At 44.7% G+C, this 15,916-nt stretch carries 13 protein-coding genes and 1 other RNA gene; 6 read left to right on the top strand and 8 right to left on the bottom strand.

Annotated elements, in window-relative coordinates; genetic code table 11:
• Positions 1-44: 44 nt before the first annotated feature.
• The 4 genes from rnpB to argS all read right to left on the bottom strand — a co-directional run bounded on the left by rnpB (position 45) and on the right by argS (position 4,586).
• An RNA gene (gene rnpB / locus SCB77_RS22530) (RNase P RNA component class A) lies at positions 45-425 on the bottom strand.
• A 104-nt stretch (positions 426-529) separates the two neighbouring features.
• Positions 530-1,723 (bottom strand): BaiN/RdsA family NAD(P)/FAD-dependent oxidoreductase, encoded by a 1,194-nt coding sequence (locus SCB77_RS22525; RefSeq protein ID WP_320184262.1) that lies wholly within the window; start codon positions 1,721-1,723, stop codon positions 530-532.
• Entirely contained in the window at positions 1,724-2,800 is a 1,077-nt protein-coding gene (locus SCB77_RS22520) for a Gfo/Idh/MocA family oxidoreductase (protein WP_320184261.1), read from the bottom strand.
• A gap of 1 nt (position 2,801) precedes the next feature.
• A complete protein-coding gene (gene argS / locus SCB77_RS22515) occupies positions 2,802-4,586 on the bottom strand; it encodes an arginine--tRNA ligase (protein ID WP_320184260.1) in 1,785 nt (594 codons plus the stop codon).
• A 109-nt stretch (positions 4,587-4,695) separates the two neighbouring features.
• Here argS and SCB77_RS22510 point away from each other — a divergent pair, with 109 nt between their 5' ends.
• On the top strand, positions 4,696-6,087 hold the full coding sequence (locus tag SCB77_RS22510) for a type III PLP-dependent enzyme domain-containing protein (RefSeq protein ID WP_320184259.1): 1,392 nt from the start codon (positions 4,696-4,698) through the stop codon (positions 6,085-6,087).
• Positions 6,088-6,150: 63 nt separating this feature from the next.
• Here SCB77_RS22510 and SCB77_RS22505 read toward each other — a convergent pair whose 3' ends face one another.
• The 4 genes from SCB77_RS22505 to SCB77_RS22490 form a co-directional block, all read right to left on the bottom strand.
• Positions 6,151-7,650 (bottom strand): alpha-L-fucosidase, encoded by a 1,500-nt coding sequence (locus SCB77_RS22505; RefSeq protein WP_320184258.1) that lies wholly within the window; start codon positions 7,648-7,650, stop codon positions 6,151-6,153.
• A 12-nt stretch (positions 7,651-7,662) separates the two neighbouring features.
• On the bottom strand, positions 7,663-9,780 hold the full coding sequence (locus SCB77_RS22500; protein ID WP_320184257.1) for a glycoside hydrolase family 2 protein: 2,118 nt from the start codon (positions 9,778-9,780) through the stop codon (positions 7,663-7,665).
• A gap of 200 nt (positions 9,781-9,980) precedes the next feature.
• Positions 9,981-11,420: a dicarboxylate/amino acid:cation symporter gene (locus SCB77_RS22495; RefSeq protein ID WP_320184256.1), complete on the bottom strand. Its 1,440-nt coding sequence runs from the start codon at positions 11,418-11,420 to the stop codon at positions 9,981-9,983.
• 139 nt (positions 11,421-11,559) lie between these two features.
• Positions 11,560-11,910 (bottom strand): 4Fe-4S dicluster domain-containing protein, encoded by a 351-nt coding sequence (locus SCB77_RS22490; RefSeq protein ID WP_320184255.1) that lies wholly within the window; start codon positions 11,908-11,910, stop codon positions 11,560-11,562.
• A 139-nt stretch (positions 11,911-12,049) separates the two neighbouring features.
• Between SCB77_RS22490 and SCB77_RS22485 the strand changes: the two genes are divergently transcribed.
• The 5 genes from SCB77_RS22485 to dnaJ all read left to right on the top strand — a co-directional run bounded on the left by SCB77_RS22485 (position 12,050) and on the right by dnaJ (position 15,860).
• The gene (locus SCB77_RS22485; protein ID WP_320184254.1) at positions 12,050-13,069 is read left to right on the top strand and encodes an acyl-CoA reductase; all 1,020 of its coding nucleotides are present in this window, start codon (positions 12,050-12,052) and stop codon (positions 13,067-13,069) included.
• Positions 13,070-13,121: 52 nt separating this feature from the next.
• Positions 13,122-13,325, top strand: coding sequence for a fructose-6-phosphate aldolase (locus SCB77_RS22480; RefSeq protein ID WP_189626468.1), 204 nt, complete (start codon positions 13,122-13,124; stop codon positions 13,323-13,325).
• Between the two features lie 9 nt (positions 13,326-13,334).
• Positions 13,335-14,015 carry a cell division ATP-binding protein FtsE gene (locus tag SCB77_RS22475; protein WP_320184253.1) on the top strand — a complete coding sequence of 227 codons (681 nt, stop codon included), beginning with the start codon at positions 13,335-13,337 and terminating at the stop codon, positions 14,013-14,015.
• Positions 14,016-14,156: 141 nt separating this feature from the next.
• Positions 14,157-14,708, top strand: a complete 552-nt coding sequence (locus SCB77_RS22470; RefSeq protein ID WP_320184252.1) for a nucleotide exchange factor GrpE — start codon at positions 14,157-14,159, stop codon at positions 14,706-14,708.
• A gap of 3 nt (positions 14,709-14,711) precedes the next feature.
• On the top strand, positions 14,712-15,860 hold the full coding sequence (gene dnaJ / locus SCB77_RS22465) for a molecular chaperone DnaJ (protein ID WP_320184251.1): 1,149 nt from the start codon (positions 14,712-14,714) through the stop codon (positions 15,858-15,860).
• The last annotated feature ends 56 nt before the right edge of the window (positions 15,861-15,916 follow it).

Below are 15,916 nucleotides of genomic sequence, written 5' to 3'. Positions count from 1 at the left end.
GGTAATAGTCAAACAAAATAGTAAATAACGGAACAATTTACAAAAAAGAAGCAAACCTTGTAAGCCGGGTTCTGTATCCTTTGCAGGATTTCTATCATTTATCTAGGCCTGCATTCGCACGCAGGCTCCATCAACCTACCCATTGCGAACGCCACCGAGGCGGCAGAAGACGAGCAGCCTTCGATTTTCGCAACCTATTTGGTTTTTCAACACACGAGGTTTACCGTAATGCATGTTGCCATACAAGACCGTGAGCTCTTACCTCACATTTTCACCCTTACTCCACTTGCGCGGAGCGGTATATTTTCTGTGGCACTTTCTGTCTCCCGGAGTCCGGAAGCCTTCCCGTTAGGAAGCGTGTCGCTCTATGTTGCCCGGACTTTCCTCTTTCCTATCAATAGGACAGCGATAGAACCAGTTTGCTTCTGCTGCAAAGGTAATATTTTTCAGCTTAATGCCTGCAAGCAGCCTAAGATTTGTAGTTGTTTATCTAGGACAGTTAAAAAAATGGCGCGAGCGGAATGTGCGGCTATAGGTCTTGCGCAATGAGATAGCCCGAAGCCCAAGCCCATTGAAAATTAAAACCTCCGAGCCATCCGGTGACATCCACCGCTTCGCCAGCAAAATAAAGTCCCTTGAATTTCTTACTTTCCAAGTTCTTGGAATGCAACTCATCGGTAGAAACACCGCCGCGCATGACTTCCGCCTTGTCATAACCTTTGTCACCGGCAGGTTTTACCTGAAAGCGGTGTATCGTGTCGGCAACGAGCTTGGCATCGGCCTTGCTTAGGGAGGCAATCTTCAGTTCCAGCGGTAGAAATTTACCAAGAGCATCGACGAGCTTACGCGTAAAATAGGGTTGCAGCAATTGGCTCACCGTGCGCTTCCCTCCTTCATTGCGCTCGCCTTTGATAAGCGTATCCATATCCGCCGTGGGCAGTAGATTAATTGTGAAAGACTCTCCTGCCCGCCAATACGAAGAAATCTGCAAAATGGCTGGGCCGCTAAGCCCCCAGTGTGTGAAGAGGATGTTTTCTTCGAAAGCGATCTTGTCGTTGTAGACGCGCGAAAAAACAGCATTCCCAGCCAAGGAGGCATACCAAGGTGCACCCTTTCCGGTGATGGTTAGGGGCACCAGCGCTGCTGCGGTATCGACGACTTTCAATCCCAGTTTTTTAGCCGTTCGGATAGCGAAATCGGAAGCGCCTAGCTTGGCAACAGGTAGGCCGCCAGATGCGAAAACGACTTTTTTGGCACGCAACGTCTTTTCCTTTCCTGCCTTTACAACCACTACAGCATATCCATCATCGACGAGCGAAACGGATTTCACTTCTGTATTCAACCAAACATCCTGACCCGTTTCATACATCAGTTTGGTGAAAACAGCAACAATATCTTTCGCCTTGTTGGATTTCGGAAAGAGCTGTCCTAACGTCTTTTCCTCGCCCGTAATCTGCCCATGCTGTTTAAAAAAGTCAATAGTATCATCCACGGTCCATTGGGCAAACGCTGCACGAAGGAAGGCGGGGTTTTCGGATACAAAATTTTCAATATCTGTATGCAGATTGGTGTAGTTGCAACGTCCACCACCGGAAATTAAGATCTTCGCTCCGACCTTATCATTTTTCTCCAATACCAATGTCCGCTTTCCAAGAAGGCCGGCTTGCGCAGCGCACATCAACCCGCAGGCACCACCTCCTATAACCAGCGCATCATACTCCATCTAGTAAGCTTTTAATTCGCCATCAAGGGCAATGGCACGTTTTTCTTGCCACGATTGCTCTGCAGCCTCCAGCAGTCGGATGACGTCACGCGCCTGCGCTGCGGTTACGTGCAAGCTATCTTGCCCCTGCAGGGCATCCAGCACATTCTGATAGAAATCTGGTCCGCTACCCCGCTCGCTCGCTACCGTCTCGTTGCTATCATGGCCATCTTTCGATAAAGCCAATCGACCATACGTTTCTGGGGATTCAGCCCCCCAGTTGTTCTGTTCGTGTGGGAAGACACCTGCGCGCAGAAGTTCTTCCTGCGGGTCGGTACCAGGTTTTACAAAGGAGCCGTTCCAGCCGTATAATGCATAGCGAGCTGTAGCTTCTTTGGCCAACATCTGCCCTTTCAGCGAGACTTTAAGCTTCGCGTAACTGAGGATAAACTCGAAATCGTCAACCGCTTTCGCACCTTCACGTTGTCGACGAAGGTCGGCAAAGATCCAATTGGGAGCACCGAAAAGTTGGAGTGCCTGATCCAATAGGTGGGCGCCGAGATCGTAATGTATGCCCGAGCCGGGCAAATCTTCTTCTCGCCAAGCACCTACACGTAGAAAATTGCGAAACCGATCATACCGCGCTTCATAATTAACTAAAGGGCCCAATACTTCCGAGTTGATGATCTTTTTAACGGTTTTAAAATCCGAATGGAAACGAGCATTGTGATGCACGGTTAACAAAAGACCTTTTTCCTGCGCTAAAGCAATCAATTCATCGGCTTCAGCGGTGGTATTGGTAAAAGGCTTCTCGACCACCACATGCTTGCCAGCTTCTAAAGCTTGTTTCGTCAATTTATAATGCACATCGTTTGAAGTGGCCACGACCACAAGATCTACAAGCTCATCGTTGATGATGTCATCTGCACTTTCCACCGCTATTGCTTGTGGATACCGTTCCTGTAAGAGCTGTTTTTGTTCAGCTTTTCTCGCGGTAACCTTATAGAGCTCCAAACCGGGGGTTCCTATGATGAACGGCGCATGGAATACTTGCCCGCCAATCGAAAAACCGATAAGCCCAACTTTATATTTTTTCATATTACATTCTTTCTGGAACCTGAATACCTAACAAACGCATACTTTCCGCAATGATCTTTGCAGCCACGGCTGAGAGATGTAAGCGAAAGGTCTTGACATCTGCATCTTCGGCCTTCAAGATCGTTTCTTCGTGATAGAATTTATTGTAGAGCTTGGCAATTTCGTAGGCATAATTTGCCAGTTGCGCGGGCGAAAACTCTTTGGCCGAAGCCTCCAATACCTGCGGGTAGCTGCTCAATCCCTGTACGAGGTCCTGCTCATAGGACGAAAGGGATGCCGGGATTGCCGAAGCGTGGCTGATCTCGAAGTCAGCCTTGCGCAATACCGATTTGATACGTGCATGCGTATATTGTATAAACGGACCGGTATGTCCTTGAAAATCCACCGATTCTGCAGGATCAAACAACAGGCGTTTTTTAGGATCGACTTTCAACAAGAAATATTTTAAAGCACCCATCCCTATCGTGTCGTAAAGCAGGGCTTTCTCTTCTTCCGACAAGCCTTCTGTTTTCCCTAGTTCTTCGGTGCGCGCTTTCGCCGTCTCGATCATCTCGTTCATCAGGTCGTCTGCATCCACCACCGTTCCTTCCCTCGACTTCATCTTTCCTGAGGGAAGATCTACCATGCCGTAGGATAAATGGAACATGCCTTCAGCCCAAGACTTGCCTAGTTTTTTAAGGATAAGAAACAACACCTTGAAATGATAGTCTTGCTCATTGCCTACCACATAAATAGACTCGTCCATTTGGAACTCGTCGTACTTTAACTGCGCAGTACCTAAATCTTGGGTGATGTAGACCGAAGTTCCGTCGGCACGCAACACAAGCTTTTGGTCCAGTCCTTCGTCCGTAAGATCAATCCATACCGAATTGTCTTCTTTTCGGAAGAACACACCGCTCTCCAGTCCTTCGATAATAATGTCCTTACCCAACAGGTAGGTGTTCGACTCGTAATAAAACTTATCAAAGTCTACACCCAGTTGCTTGTATGTTTTTTCGAAGCCATCATACACCCAACCGTTCATGGTTTTCCATAGATTGATAACATCTTCGTCTGCGGCCTCCCATTTCTGCAGCATAAGTTGCGCCTCTTTGATCAGCGGTGCATTTTTCTTCGCCTCCTCTTCCGTTTGTCCTTCTACTTTTAAAGCATCAATCTCCTGTTTGTAGGCCTTGTCAAAAATGACGTAGTACTTACCCACCAAATGATCGCCCTTGAGGCCGGAAGAAGACGGCGTTTCGCCATGGCCAAATTTAAGCCACGCGAGCATGGATTTACATATATGTATACCGCGGTCGTTTACCAAATTGGCTTTCACTACATCGTAACCGTAGGCTTTGAGAATCTCCGCGACAGAGTAGCCGAGGAGATTATTGCGAATGTGGCCCAAATGCAGCGGTTTGTTGGTATTCGGCGAGCTGTATTCCACCATGAGGCGTTTGCCGTTAGCAGGAAAGGTTCCAAATGCAGGATCGATCAATTGGGTATTGACCAAATCGATCCAATAGCTATCCGAAAGGCTGATATTCAAAAACCCTTTTATGACGTTGAATGCCGCTATTTCCTGAACGTTCTCCCGAAGCCAAGTACCAATTTCTTCAGCCGTTTGCTCTGGCGATTTTTTTGAAAAACGCGTGACCGGGAACACGACGATCGTGATATGTCCCTCGAACTCTTTGCGGGTCTCTTGCAGAGTCACCTGTGTTTCGGGCAGCGACGCATCGTATAGCGCTTTTACCGCTTCAATTGTTTGTGTTATTAACCTGTTTTGGATAGAATAAGCCATGTAATTATTTCGTAATTTTTATAACTTTCTGATAATGAAACTTAAAAATATCAAGCCTCATAGCGAGGTATTCATATCGAAAGTATATCTTTGCCAAAAATAATAAAAAATGCAGAGCTATCAGGAATTTCTTGACTTAAGTGTTGGTTTTCCACAAGACGGATTCGAGATTATCGATGACGAATTGTACTTCCACGATTTGAATTTGATGGAAATGATAGAGACGTACGGCACGCCCTTGCGTTTTACCTATTTACCCATTGTTAGTAAAAAAATTCAGCAGGCAAAGATCTTGTTTCAAACAGCAATTTTGAAACATAACTACCGCGGATCTTACAAATACTGCTATTGTACGAAATCTTCACACTTCAAACATATTGTTGAAGAGGCCTTGAAAAACGAGATCCACTTGGAAACGTCTTCGGCATTTGACATGCCGATGATCGATTCATTGGAGCGTCAAGGAACAGTAACCAAAGATATTACGGTGATTTGTAATGGCTTTAAAACCTACCAATACAAACAGTATATCATTGATATGATCCATGATGGTTATACCAATATTATTCCCGTTTTGGACAACAAGGAAGAGTTTAATCTTTACGATGACGAGATTGAGCTGGAGGCACCTTGTGCCTTAGGTATCCGTATAGCCTCGGAAGAGCAACCGGATTCGCAGTTTTATACCTCGCGTCTTGGTATCCGCCAAGAGGATGTCATCGACTTTTATAACAATAAAATCGTTGACAATCCAAACTTCAAGGTTAAGTTATTGCATTTCTTCATCAACTCCGGTATTTCGGATACGCCCTATTATTGGAATGAGTTGGAGAAGTACGTTACCCTATACTGTAAATTCAAGAAGATAAATCCGGATTTGGATACCTTGGATATTGGCGGTGGTATGCCGTTCAAGGATTCTTTGGTGCACGATTTTGATTACGAGTATATGGTCAATGAAATTGTGAACCGTATCAAACAGATTTGTGCGCACCATGAAGTTATGGAACCAGATATTATTACTGAATTCGGTAAGTATACGGTAGCTGAAGCTTCCGGTATCTTGTACAAGGTGCTAGGGCGTAAACAACAAAACGATCGTGAAAAGTGGTTTATGATTGACGGTTCTTTTATTACGAATCTTCCGGACGTTTGGGCCTTAAATCAAAAATATATTTTGCTACCGATCAACAATTGGGATTCGGAGTACGAGCGCGTTAACTTGGGTGGTATCACCTGTGATGGGCAAGATTACTACAATCAGGAAGCCCATATGAACTCGGTATTTATGCCAAAAACCCGCAAGGTACAGTATTTAGGTTTTTTCCATACTGGTGCTTACCAAGATGTGCTTAGCGGATATGGCGGTATCCACCATTGTTTGTTACCATCGCCGAAACACGTTTTAGTGCGTCGCAATCGCGATGAAACATTTAATTACGAAGTGTTTGGTGAAGAGCAGAATTCCAAGCAGGTGATGAAATTATTGGGATACCAATAGCGACAGCCTAACAGCCATAAAAAAAGCGTTTCCTCGGAAACGCTTTTTTTATGGCTGTTCCATTTAGGTTTTCGCGTCCATCAATTTGTCTGCTTTTTTGTTCGGAACGCCCATGATCATTTTGATTACAAAAGGCCTATCCGTTTCGAGTGCGGCTGGAAGTTGTATATCGTAGTACGTATTTTTGTCAAGATCCAGTCCGATGTCCGCATGATGTACAGGCAGCGTTGAGCCATTCATCAAGAGCTGCGCCCTAACGGGCACTGCGGCAGCGTTCTTCTGTATAGCTATGCGTATCCTGTTATTCACCGGTCTATTAAACACAGTGAGGTACAGGTTACCCTGCTTTTGGGTGTAGTATCCAAATTTGCTTACAGGAAGATCAGCATGTTTGGCGCCGTAGATGGCTTCTCTGTTAACAGCGAGCCATTGACCTATCTCTGCGGCTATTTTATCTTCTTGGGGATGCATATTTCCTAAGCCATCTGGCCCAAAATTCAACACAAAATTCCCGTTCATCGAAACGCATTGCATCAACATATCCAGTATATCGTCCGTATCTTTACAGTACAAACCAGACCAGTCTTTCATGTAGCCCCATCCGTTTGGTGGAATCGTCATCACTGCATCCCAGTCGTTGCCGTCCAGCCAGCTGTAGTCTGCCGGCAGCTTTCGTTCCCAGCCTTGCTCGTAGTCACCCAAAAGCCGTCCATTACTATCAAAATGTCTTTTGCCGTACTCATCGTTACGAAAGCGCGAGCCAATGATTAATCCGGGATGTTTAGTGCGCAGCTCCTTTTCGAGATTGTACGTAAACTCGGCAGCTTGCACCCAAGAGCGATCCCAAGTGCCATCAAACCAAAAGCCTTTAATGGATGGATAGTTTTCCAATTGTTCCAGCAATTGATTACGCGTATACGCCAAGAACTTAGCGAAACGTTCTTTTTCCTCAGCTGTTTTTGGCTCAGCGCTCATGTAATTGGGATTGTTCCATTCTAAGATGGAGAAGTAGAGGAACACATCGATGCCCTCAGCATCATAGGCGTCTACAATTTCTTTAACAATATCTTTCTTATAAGGTGTTTGGCTGATGTTGTAATCGGTATATTTCGATGGCCACATGGCAAAGCCATCGTGGTGCTTGGTGGTAAATATCACATACTTGGCGCCCATCGCTTTCGCCTGCTTCGCCCAACGTTTCGCATCAAAATCAGTTGGGTTGAATTGCTTATACAGGTTGTTATAGGTTGTCGCCCAATTTTTTGGAGCCGTTGGTCCTCGCCAAGAACGTATCCACTCGGAGGCTGCCGCCCCGCCACGCGCACTGACGCCTTCCCATTCATTTCCCGGGATGGCATAGAGCCCCCAGTGTATAAATTGCCCCAATCCATAGTTGCGAAAGCGTTCCATGGCCTCATCGGTTCGATGGGCTTCTGTTATCGGTCCATACCGAAGCTCTTTCTGTCCTGTAGGCTTTTCCTTGCGTCCGGTCCACTGTGCGGATACAGGAAATTGCATAGCAAATATCAATAGGAAAATTGCACATAATAAGCGTTTATTCATGGCTTGTAGGGTTTATTTTGTTAGCTTGTGTTCTTTTAACGTCCATTGCATTTCATCACGCAGCTGTATATTTCCGCGACTGCCTGTAGCGACAATAGTGTTCTTACCGGGTTGTAACTCAGCGTTGTTGACCACCCAATGCTTGCCATTGACACCTTGCTGCGCTTCGTAGGCTTTGCCATTGACGCTGATACGAATATCCGTCAGGTTGGAAAATAGCTGTATTTTAGTTGTTTCTTTGCTCCTTTCGTTATCGCGTCGATTTGCGAGGTAAAGCATAGGCTCTGGGTTCCAATTTGCTTTGTACCAATAAAACGCATCTTTTTTCTGTAAGCGGTCAAAAGTCACCAACCCTTTTAGGTTTCTTGCGTTCACGCCGCCGCGATTCCACGCCGGAACGGCAAATTCAAACATATTCCATAGATAAGAAGCAACAATTATGGGGTTCCGCTCTATGGCAGCCCACTGTTGTATATGTGTTTCGGTTTGGTAATTCTCGGGAAAAGATTTGCCATTGACGACGTCGCGAGGTGGACTAACATCTTCCTGTCCAATAGCGATATTGCCATCTGCACCATATTCCGAAAGGATAATCTTGTAGCCGGGAAACTGTTGCTGCACATTTTGCGCCCATGGTTCAAGATCGGCGATCTTTCCGCCATACCAACCGAAGTAGTGGTTGATGCCTTGAACGTCTGTGTTTAAATTTTCTTGACGATCAATAACATTGTATCCCGTGACGGATGCGGTGTAACGATCAGGATCGAGCGTTTTTGCTATATCGTTGAGCTGCCGAGATAGTACGGGTACCTGCTCATCGGCGGTCTTCGCATAAACCTCATTGTGTACGCCCCAAATATAGATGGAAGGATGGTTGAAGTTTTGCTTCACCAATTCTGACATCTGTTGCTTGGCGTTCTCACTTTCATAATAGGATACCCGATTTACAAAAGGAATCTCTGCCCAAGTCAAAAAGCCCAACGTATCAGCTAGGGCATATACTTCTGGCGACTGTTGATAATGCGCAAGCCGTATCGTGGTGACTCCCATTTCTTTCATCAACATAAAATCTTGTTTATGTTGTTCAAAGGTTAAGGCAGAACCATAGCCTTGGCGATCTTGATGCCTACATACGCCATGCATAGGATACTTCTTTCCATTCAGGTATACAGCATCCCCGCCCACGATGTTGATAGACCTTATACCTAAAGGTTGTTTTATATAATCCATTTCCTTTCCATCAATCCATACTTTTGCATGCAGCGAATACAGGTAAGGATCGTGCACACCATCCCACAGCCTTGGGTTCTTGACCCGAATTTCTTTGTCGATGTATGTTACGCCTTGCGGCGAAATCTGTATAGCCTCCTTCTGCGTGGTAACGAGCTTATTCTTGTCATCGCGAATTTCGATCAGTAACTCTCCTTTTTGCGTAACTTTCTCTGTGGTTTCCAATTTCGCAAGGACGGTAATACGAGCTTGTCGGTTCGATACTTCCCGCTGACGTATGAAGAGTCCAGGCGCGGCCTGATCCGTCACTACAAATCCTGTTTTACTGGTGCTAATCAGATGCACTGGTCGGTAAATGCCGCCATAGACAGGAAACAGAAATTGATTTGTGGGAATGACGTCTTTCCTGGCCTTATTATCCGTAATTAGGGTAACTGTATTTTCCTCGCCGTATAGGACAGAGTTGCTTATTTCAAACACGAACATCGCGTAACCACCTTTATGTTCCCCAATATAGTTGTCGTTGATGTAGACTTGTGCTACGGCGCCTACGCCTTCAAATTTTAAAAAGGTGCGTCGTTCTTTTTGATCGGCGGCGATGGTAAATTTCTTTCGGTAAATGGCTTTCCCTTCGAAGAAATTTCGATCTCGTTGCATGTCATCGCGGTTATACGTGTGGGGCAGGTTTACATCCTCCCAAATTTCGGGGCTTGTCCATTGGCCTTGGGATAGCTTGAATTTCTCTCCGTTTTCAAAATCGGTAAAGAAGGTGCTGTTGTTGGCCTTGAAATATTGCCAACCGTCATTAAATGTGGTCTGCCTTCGTGATTGCCCAGAGGCAACACCGCAAGTTAAAAATAGACCGCTTGCGATAAATGGAATAAAAAGTTTTAGAATCATATCTATCATTGGCTGTCAAAAGCCTCGGCAAGATATACAATATATGTTTAGGACATGTTCAGCAAACGTTTGCACAATCAGCTTAAACGTTTTCGTAATGTTTTGAATATGCTTACGACGAGCGGCAGCCAATAACACATGCCCCACTAGGCACAAAAAAAGAGCCTTTGAGGCTCTTTTTATAGTTTTTTTTTCTGTTTCTATGCTTCTGGAGCATCCTCTCGGAATGGGGCTTCCTCATCAAATTCACCCTCCCATTTGGCAACAACAACAGTAGCCAAACAGTTACCAATAACGTTCACGGATGTTCGAGCCATATCCATCAACTCGTCAATGCCTAATATCGCTGCTATAACAAATGTAGGCAATCCAAATTGGTCGGCAGTAGCGATAAGTACAATCAGTGATGCACGGGGTACGGCAGCCACACCTTTGGAGGTAATCATTAGGGTGAAGGCAATCAGGAGCTGTTGTCCGATGGTCAATGGAATACCTGCAGCCTGCGCCACAAAAATCGAAGCCAGCGACAGATAAAGTGAAGTTCCATCTAAATTAAAGCTATAGCCTGTGGGAATAACGAAGGAAACGATCTTGCGCGGCACGCCGAACTTCTCCATGGCACTCATCGCTTTCGGCAGCGCCGCGTCAGAGCTTGTTGTAGCGAAGGCGATGGAAACGGGTTCTTTTATAGCGCTGATAAACTTCTTTACTGGAATTTTCAAGAACAAAGCGATAGGCAGCAATACACAGGATAAAAACAGGATTAATGCCAAATACAGACTTGCCAATAGCATAAACAGATTTTTCAGAATATCGACACCCAAGTGACCCACGGTGTAGGCCATGGCAGCCCCCACGCCTATTGGCGCAAAAAGCATGACGATATTCGTGAACTTAAACATTGCTTCGGACAGACTTTCCGTAAAATCTACCAATGGCTTTCGCTTTTTCTCTTCCACTAAGGCGAGGCCAATACCGAATAACACGCCGAAAATAACGATCTGCAAGACCTTGTTCTCATAAACTGCTTTTACAATATTCTCCGGAAAAGTATCACGGATAAAAGCATTAAATTTATATACGCCATGCACTTCGGGCGCGATATGATCCAGCGCTTTCTGATCAGCGTCGGCCACCGCGCTGCTGGCGGGCAGCGTTTCATGCGGCATATTAGACACATCAACACCGACACCAGCTTTGGTCAAGTTGATAACGATCAATCCAATGAATATAGCACAGGTAGTCGCGGAAACAAAATATAGCATAGACTTCCAAGCCATTCGACCGACCGATTTGAGGTCGGAATGTCCTGCAATACCGAAGACCAACGTCGCAAACAAAATCGGGCCGACGATGGTTTTAACCAATTTGATGAAACCTTGTGAAAGTGGCTGCATGGACCGAGCTAAATCTGGAAAGTCAAGTCCAAGGAAGACGCCCAAAATAAGGCAGGTTAAGATCCAAGTCGTTAAATTTTTCCTAAAGATGGCATTCAAGGTCAAAACAGCAGCTACAACCCACCGAACACCCATCATAAAGCTAGGATTTATAGCAAACCAATTGAATTCATAAATTAGGGTTAAGATAATGGCGATCGAAACAGTAAAAAGGGTTATAAAACCAACTTGTTTTTTTAGCATTTAGTCTTGTTTATATGTTTCTAAAGCAACAAAAATAGAAAAATTGACCTTGATACCAAATTATACACCGTATTAAAAACGATATAAAAGAAAAAAGCACCGCGGTATTGCGGTGCTTTTTTCTATATCGAGCGCTTCATTACTCGGCATGCAACCAAGCTTTTTTCGCTAGAAGCTCTTCTTCTGTTTCTACAATCTCTTCATCTTCCACACAACAATCTACGGGGCATACAGCGGCACATTGTGGCTCATCATGAAAACCTACACACTCCGTACACTTGTCTGAAACAATATAATAGACTTCGTCCGAAATCGCGTCCTGTGCGGCGTTAGCATCTAATGTTACGCCATCACCAAAATCGATAACACCCTCTAAAGCTGTACCCTCAGCGAATTTCCAGCTCACACCAGCATCATATATTGCGTTGTTTGGGCATTCTGGTTCGCATGCCCCACAATTTATACATTCGTCAGTAATTTTAATTGCCATTTATAACCTCACAATTATAATAAATAAACTAATTTTGTCGCGTCTCTCAACGATAATACTATACAAAGTTAGTAGTTATTTGTTAAGAGACACAAAGATACTTGAAAAAATTAAGAGAACGATTCTAAATTATTCTATTTTGACAAAGAAACAACGAATTGACGCCTTTGTCGCATTGGGCGAATTTCTACAATCCGGGCATGAACGTATAGAGCGTGTGATAGCACAGGCGGCCGTTAAAAACCCTTGGTATACAGCTGCTAATACACGGAAGCAGCTATCGGCCATTGCCGCCAACTTACAGACGGATTCGTTGGAAGCATGGCTCGCTCCTTATCCAGATGCCAACAGCTCTAAAATCGTGGGGCTAATTTTGGCCGGTAATATACCGTTGGTTGGGTTTCAAGATATTTTGTCCGTCTTGTTGGCCGGCTTTCATGCAGCCGTTAAAGTGTCTTCAGATGATGCCGGATTGACAACGTTTATACGCGATGAGCTATTGACTATTGAACCAGCATTTGCCGAAAAGCTATCCATCGTTGACAGACTGAAACACTATGATATGATCATCGCAACAGGAAGCGATAATAGCGCACGTTATTTTGAACATTATTTTGGGAAGAAACCCCATATCATTCGTAAAAACAGAAATTCGGTTGCTATTCTTACCGGTACGGAAAATGAAGAAGAGTTGCGCGCATTGGGCAATGACATCTTTGATTATTTCGGATTAGGATGCCGCTCGGTGTCTAAAATATATTTACCTAAAGATTTCCCTGTTGCTCGCTTTTTTGAGGCTATTGAACCGTTTCAGACCATACGCGATCATTTTAAGTATGGCAACAATTACGACTACAATAAATCTATTTACCTGATTAATGGCGAGCAGCATTTCGACAACGGTTTTCTGCTGCTAAAGAAAGATGAGCGCTTGGCCTCTCCCCTGTCTGTGCTGTTTTACGAGGAGTACAATACGGGAGAAGAGTTGCTGAACAAGCTACATACAGAAGCCGATAAAATTCAATGCTTGGTTTGTCAGGCGCCTATCAACATTAAGATCCCCGTGTTTCCATTGGGCGGAAGCCAGTGTCCGGGTTTAACCGACTATGCTGACGGTGTCGATGTACTAGCCTTTCTTTTTGCCGAGCTAGACACATAATTTGTGGCAGCTGAAACAAACAGGTTTCATAAAATATGCTAACTTTGTTTTTATGTATGTTATTAAAGTAAAGGGCGTCGCCAAGATTCCAGACTATGTGCAACTGCGGGATGAAGGATTCACGTTGCTCGCTTATTTTCGTGTCGATAGACCTGATAAATCTTTAGAAAAGATAGGTCTAGGTGACAAAGCGGCATACATTATGCAGATTGTGCAAGAAATGCCCTTCGGGCAAATAAAAAAAATTGACGTTTAAACGGCGAATATGATAGAGAATACAGTTATAAAATTAAAGAACGTAGATATTTATCAACAAAAGCATTTGGTGCTTTCTCATGTAAACCTCGACATTAATCAAGGGGAATTTATCTACTTGATTGGACAATCTGGAACGGGCAAGAGTAGCCTTTTGAAGATTATATACGGAGATCTTTACATTGGTAGTGGTGAAGGCATGGTGGCAGGCTTTGACCTAAAAAAGCTTCATGAGAACGATGTTCCCTTCTTGCGTAGAAAATTGGGGATCGTGTTTCAGGATTTCCACCTTTTGAATGATAGAACTGTCGAGAAAAACCTTGAATTTGCCTTGCGCGCAACGGGATGGACAGAGCGTGGTCTGATTGAAAACCGTATGTTGGATGTATTGGAAAAGGTAGGCTTACGTTCAAAGCTGCGCAAGATGCCGCATGAGCTTTCTGGTGGTGAGCAGCAACGTGTAGTTATTGCACGAGCACTGCTGAACAATCCCGAGATTATCTTGGCCGATGAGCCTACGGGAAACTTGGATCCTGCGACTTCCGAGGAAATTGTATTGCTACTACGCGATATCGCCGCATCGGGAACGGCGGTGCTCATGGCCACTCACGATTACCAGATCATTAAAAATATGCCTGCACGCATTGTAAAAACAGCTGACACCGCGCTGTACGACAATGTGGCCATTTAAGCGATTAACTGACATAACATCCGGAAACCGACATATTGCTAGTTTATTCCAACGTAAACTGACAGCGTGTCGGTTTTCTATGTCATGGCAATATTATTGCGCGGTGGAATTGGGTATTAGCAAGAGCTACAACATTTAGATATGATGAACGAACAGGAAAACAATATTCAAGACGAAAACGTAGAAAATTTGGCACAAAATGGCGCCGTAGATGCGGACCTTGAGGCTACAGCCGAGGTAAGCGAGGAAGAAAAGTTGCGTAGCGAGCTATCCGTTGCAACGGATAAATATGCGCGCCTATTTGCCGAGTTTGACAATTATAAAAAGAGGACATCCAAAGAACGTGTGGAGCTTATTCAGTCGGCGAGCAAGGATGTGTTAAATAAACTTTTACCAGTATTAGATGATTTGGATCGCGCGCTAACGGCAATGCAAACAGCGCAGGAGATTGAATCGGTGAAACAAGGGATTGACCTGGTGAACCAAAAGTTCCGTAAGACCCTATCACAAGAAGGATTGAAAGAAATGGAAGATCTTATCGGAAAACCTTTTGATCCTGAATTTCAGGAAGCTATTACGGCAATCCCATCTCCTTCTCCGGATTGGAAAAATAAAGTAATTGACGTTGTTGAAAAAGGATACTTTTTGAATGACAAAGTAGTTCGTTTCGCAAAAGTAGTTATAGGTCAGTAGAAGATGGCGAAGAGAGATTATTATGATGTATTAGGCGTCGCACGATCAGCAGATGCCGCCGAGATTAAATCGGCTTATCGCAAGTTAGCCATCAAATTTCACCCCGATAAGAATCCGGATGATAAGGATGCGGAGGAAAAATTCAAGGAGGCAGCCGAAGCTTACGAAATCCTGAGCAACCCCGAAAAGCGTCAGCGTTACGACCAGTTTGGTCATAATGGTAACTCGGCATCCGGATTTGGCGGTGGCGGCATGAATATGGATGATATCTTCAGTCAGTTTGGCGATATCTTTGGTGGCGGCAGTCCTTTTGAAAGCTTCTTTGGCGGCGGTAGCCGTGGCGGTGGCGGAAGACGCGTGCAGCGTGGATCCAACCTACGTATCAAAGTGAAGCTTACCCTAGAGGAGATCGCTAAAGGTGTAGAAAAGAAAGTAAAAGTTAACAAGCAGGTACACTGCCACACCTGTAGCGGAACGGGAGCAAAAGATAAGTCTTCCTATCATACATGTAATACCTGTGGCGGTTCTGGTTCTGTACGCCGTGTAACCAATACTATATTGGGACAGATGCAAACCACAAGCACCTGCCCTACCTGTAACGGTGAAGGTGTTGAAATTACGTCGAAATGTACTACATGTAAAGGTGAAGGACTGGAGCGAGGCGAAGAAACCATAGCGATCAATATTCCTGCAGGTGTAAGTGAAGGTATGCAGCTTTCGATGAGTGGCAAAGGTAACGCAGCGCCGCGTGGTGGTGTTCCCGGTGATTTGATTATCCTGATTGAGGAGGTGCCTCACGAGCATCTAAAACGTGACGGCATCAACATCATTTATGACCTCTATATCAATTTTGCCGATGCCGCGCTGGGTACGAGCGTGGAAATTCCAACAATTGATGGAAAGGCAAAGATTAAGATCGATCCAGGTACACAAGGTGGAAAAATATTGCGCTTGAAAGGTAAAGGTGTGCCTGAAGTGAACTCTTACCACAAAGGAGACCAGCTGGTTTACGTTAATGTGTGGACGCCGAAAGTAGTATCTCCAGAAGAGCGTTCGCTATTGGAGAAACTAAAAGGATCTGCAAACTTTAAACCACAGCCCGGAAAAAGTGAAAAATCGTTCTTTGAACGTATCAAAGAATACTTCGAATAAAAACGAATATATTTAATCTTCGAAAGCCCAATGAAAATTGGGCTTTTTTTATGCAG

The organism is Sphingobacterium bambusae (assembly GCF_033955345.1).
Lineage (GTDB): Bacteria > Bacteroidota > Bacteroidia > Sphingobacteriales > Sphingobacteriaceae > Sphingobacterium > Sphingobacterium bambusae.
This window is presented reverse-complemented; position numbering and strand designations above follow the sequence as displayed.

Coding starts and splice junctions, on each gene's coding strand:
- argS (WP_320184260.1), bottom strand. CDS start 4,586: ATGGCTTATTCTATCCAAAACAGGTTAATAACACAAACAATTGAAGCG.
- SCB77_RS22500 (WP_320184257.1), bottom strand. CDS start 9,780: ATGATTCTAAAACTTTTTATTCCATTTATCGCAAGCGGTCTATTTTTA.
- dnaJ (WP_320184251.1), top strand. CDS start 14,712: ATGGCGAAGAGAGATTATTATGATGTATTAGGCGTCGCACGATCAGCA.
- SCB77_RS22525 (WP_320184262.1), bottom strand. CDS start 1,723: ATGGAGTATGATGCGCTGGTTATAGGAGGTGGTGCCTGCGGGTTGATG.
- SCB77_RS22490 (WP_320184255.1), bottom strand. CDS start 11,910: ATGGCAATTAAAATTACTGACGAATGTATAAATTGTGGGGCATGCGAA.
- SCB77_RS22520 (WP_320184261.1), bottom strand. CDS start 2,800: ATGAAAAAATATAAAGTTGGGCTTATCGGTTTTTCGATTGGCGGGCAA.
- SCB77_RS22495 (WP_320184256.1), bottom strand. CDS start 11,420: ATGCTAAAAAAACAAGTTGGTTTTATAACCCTTTTTACTGTTTCGATC.
- SCB77_RS22505 (WP_320184258.1), bottom strand. CDS start 7,650: ATGAATAAACGCTTATTATGTGCAATTTTCCTATTGATATTTGCTATG.
- SCB77_RS22470 (WP_320184252.1), top strand. CDS start 14,157: ATGATGAACGAACAGGAAAACAATATTCAAGACGAAAACGTAGAAAAT.
- SCB77_RS22480 (WP_189626468.1), top strand. CDS start 13,122: ATGTATGTTATTAAAGTAAAGGGCGTCGCCAAGATTCCAGACTATGTG.
- SCB77_RS22510 (WP_320184259.1), top strand. CDS start 4,696: ATGCAGAGCTATCAGGAATTTCTTGACTTAAGTGTTGGTTTTCCACAA.
- SCB77_RS22475 (WP_320184253.1), top strand. CDS start 13,335: ATGATAGAGAATACAGTTATAAAATTAAAGAACGTAGATATTTATCAA.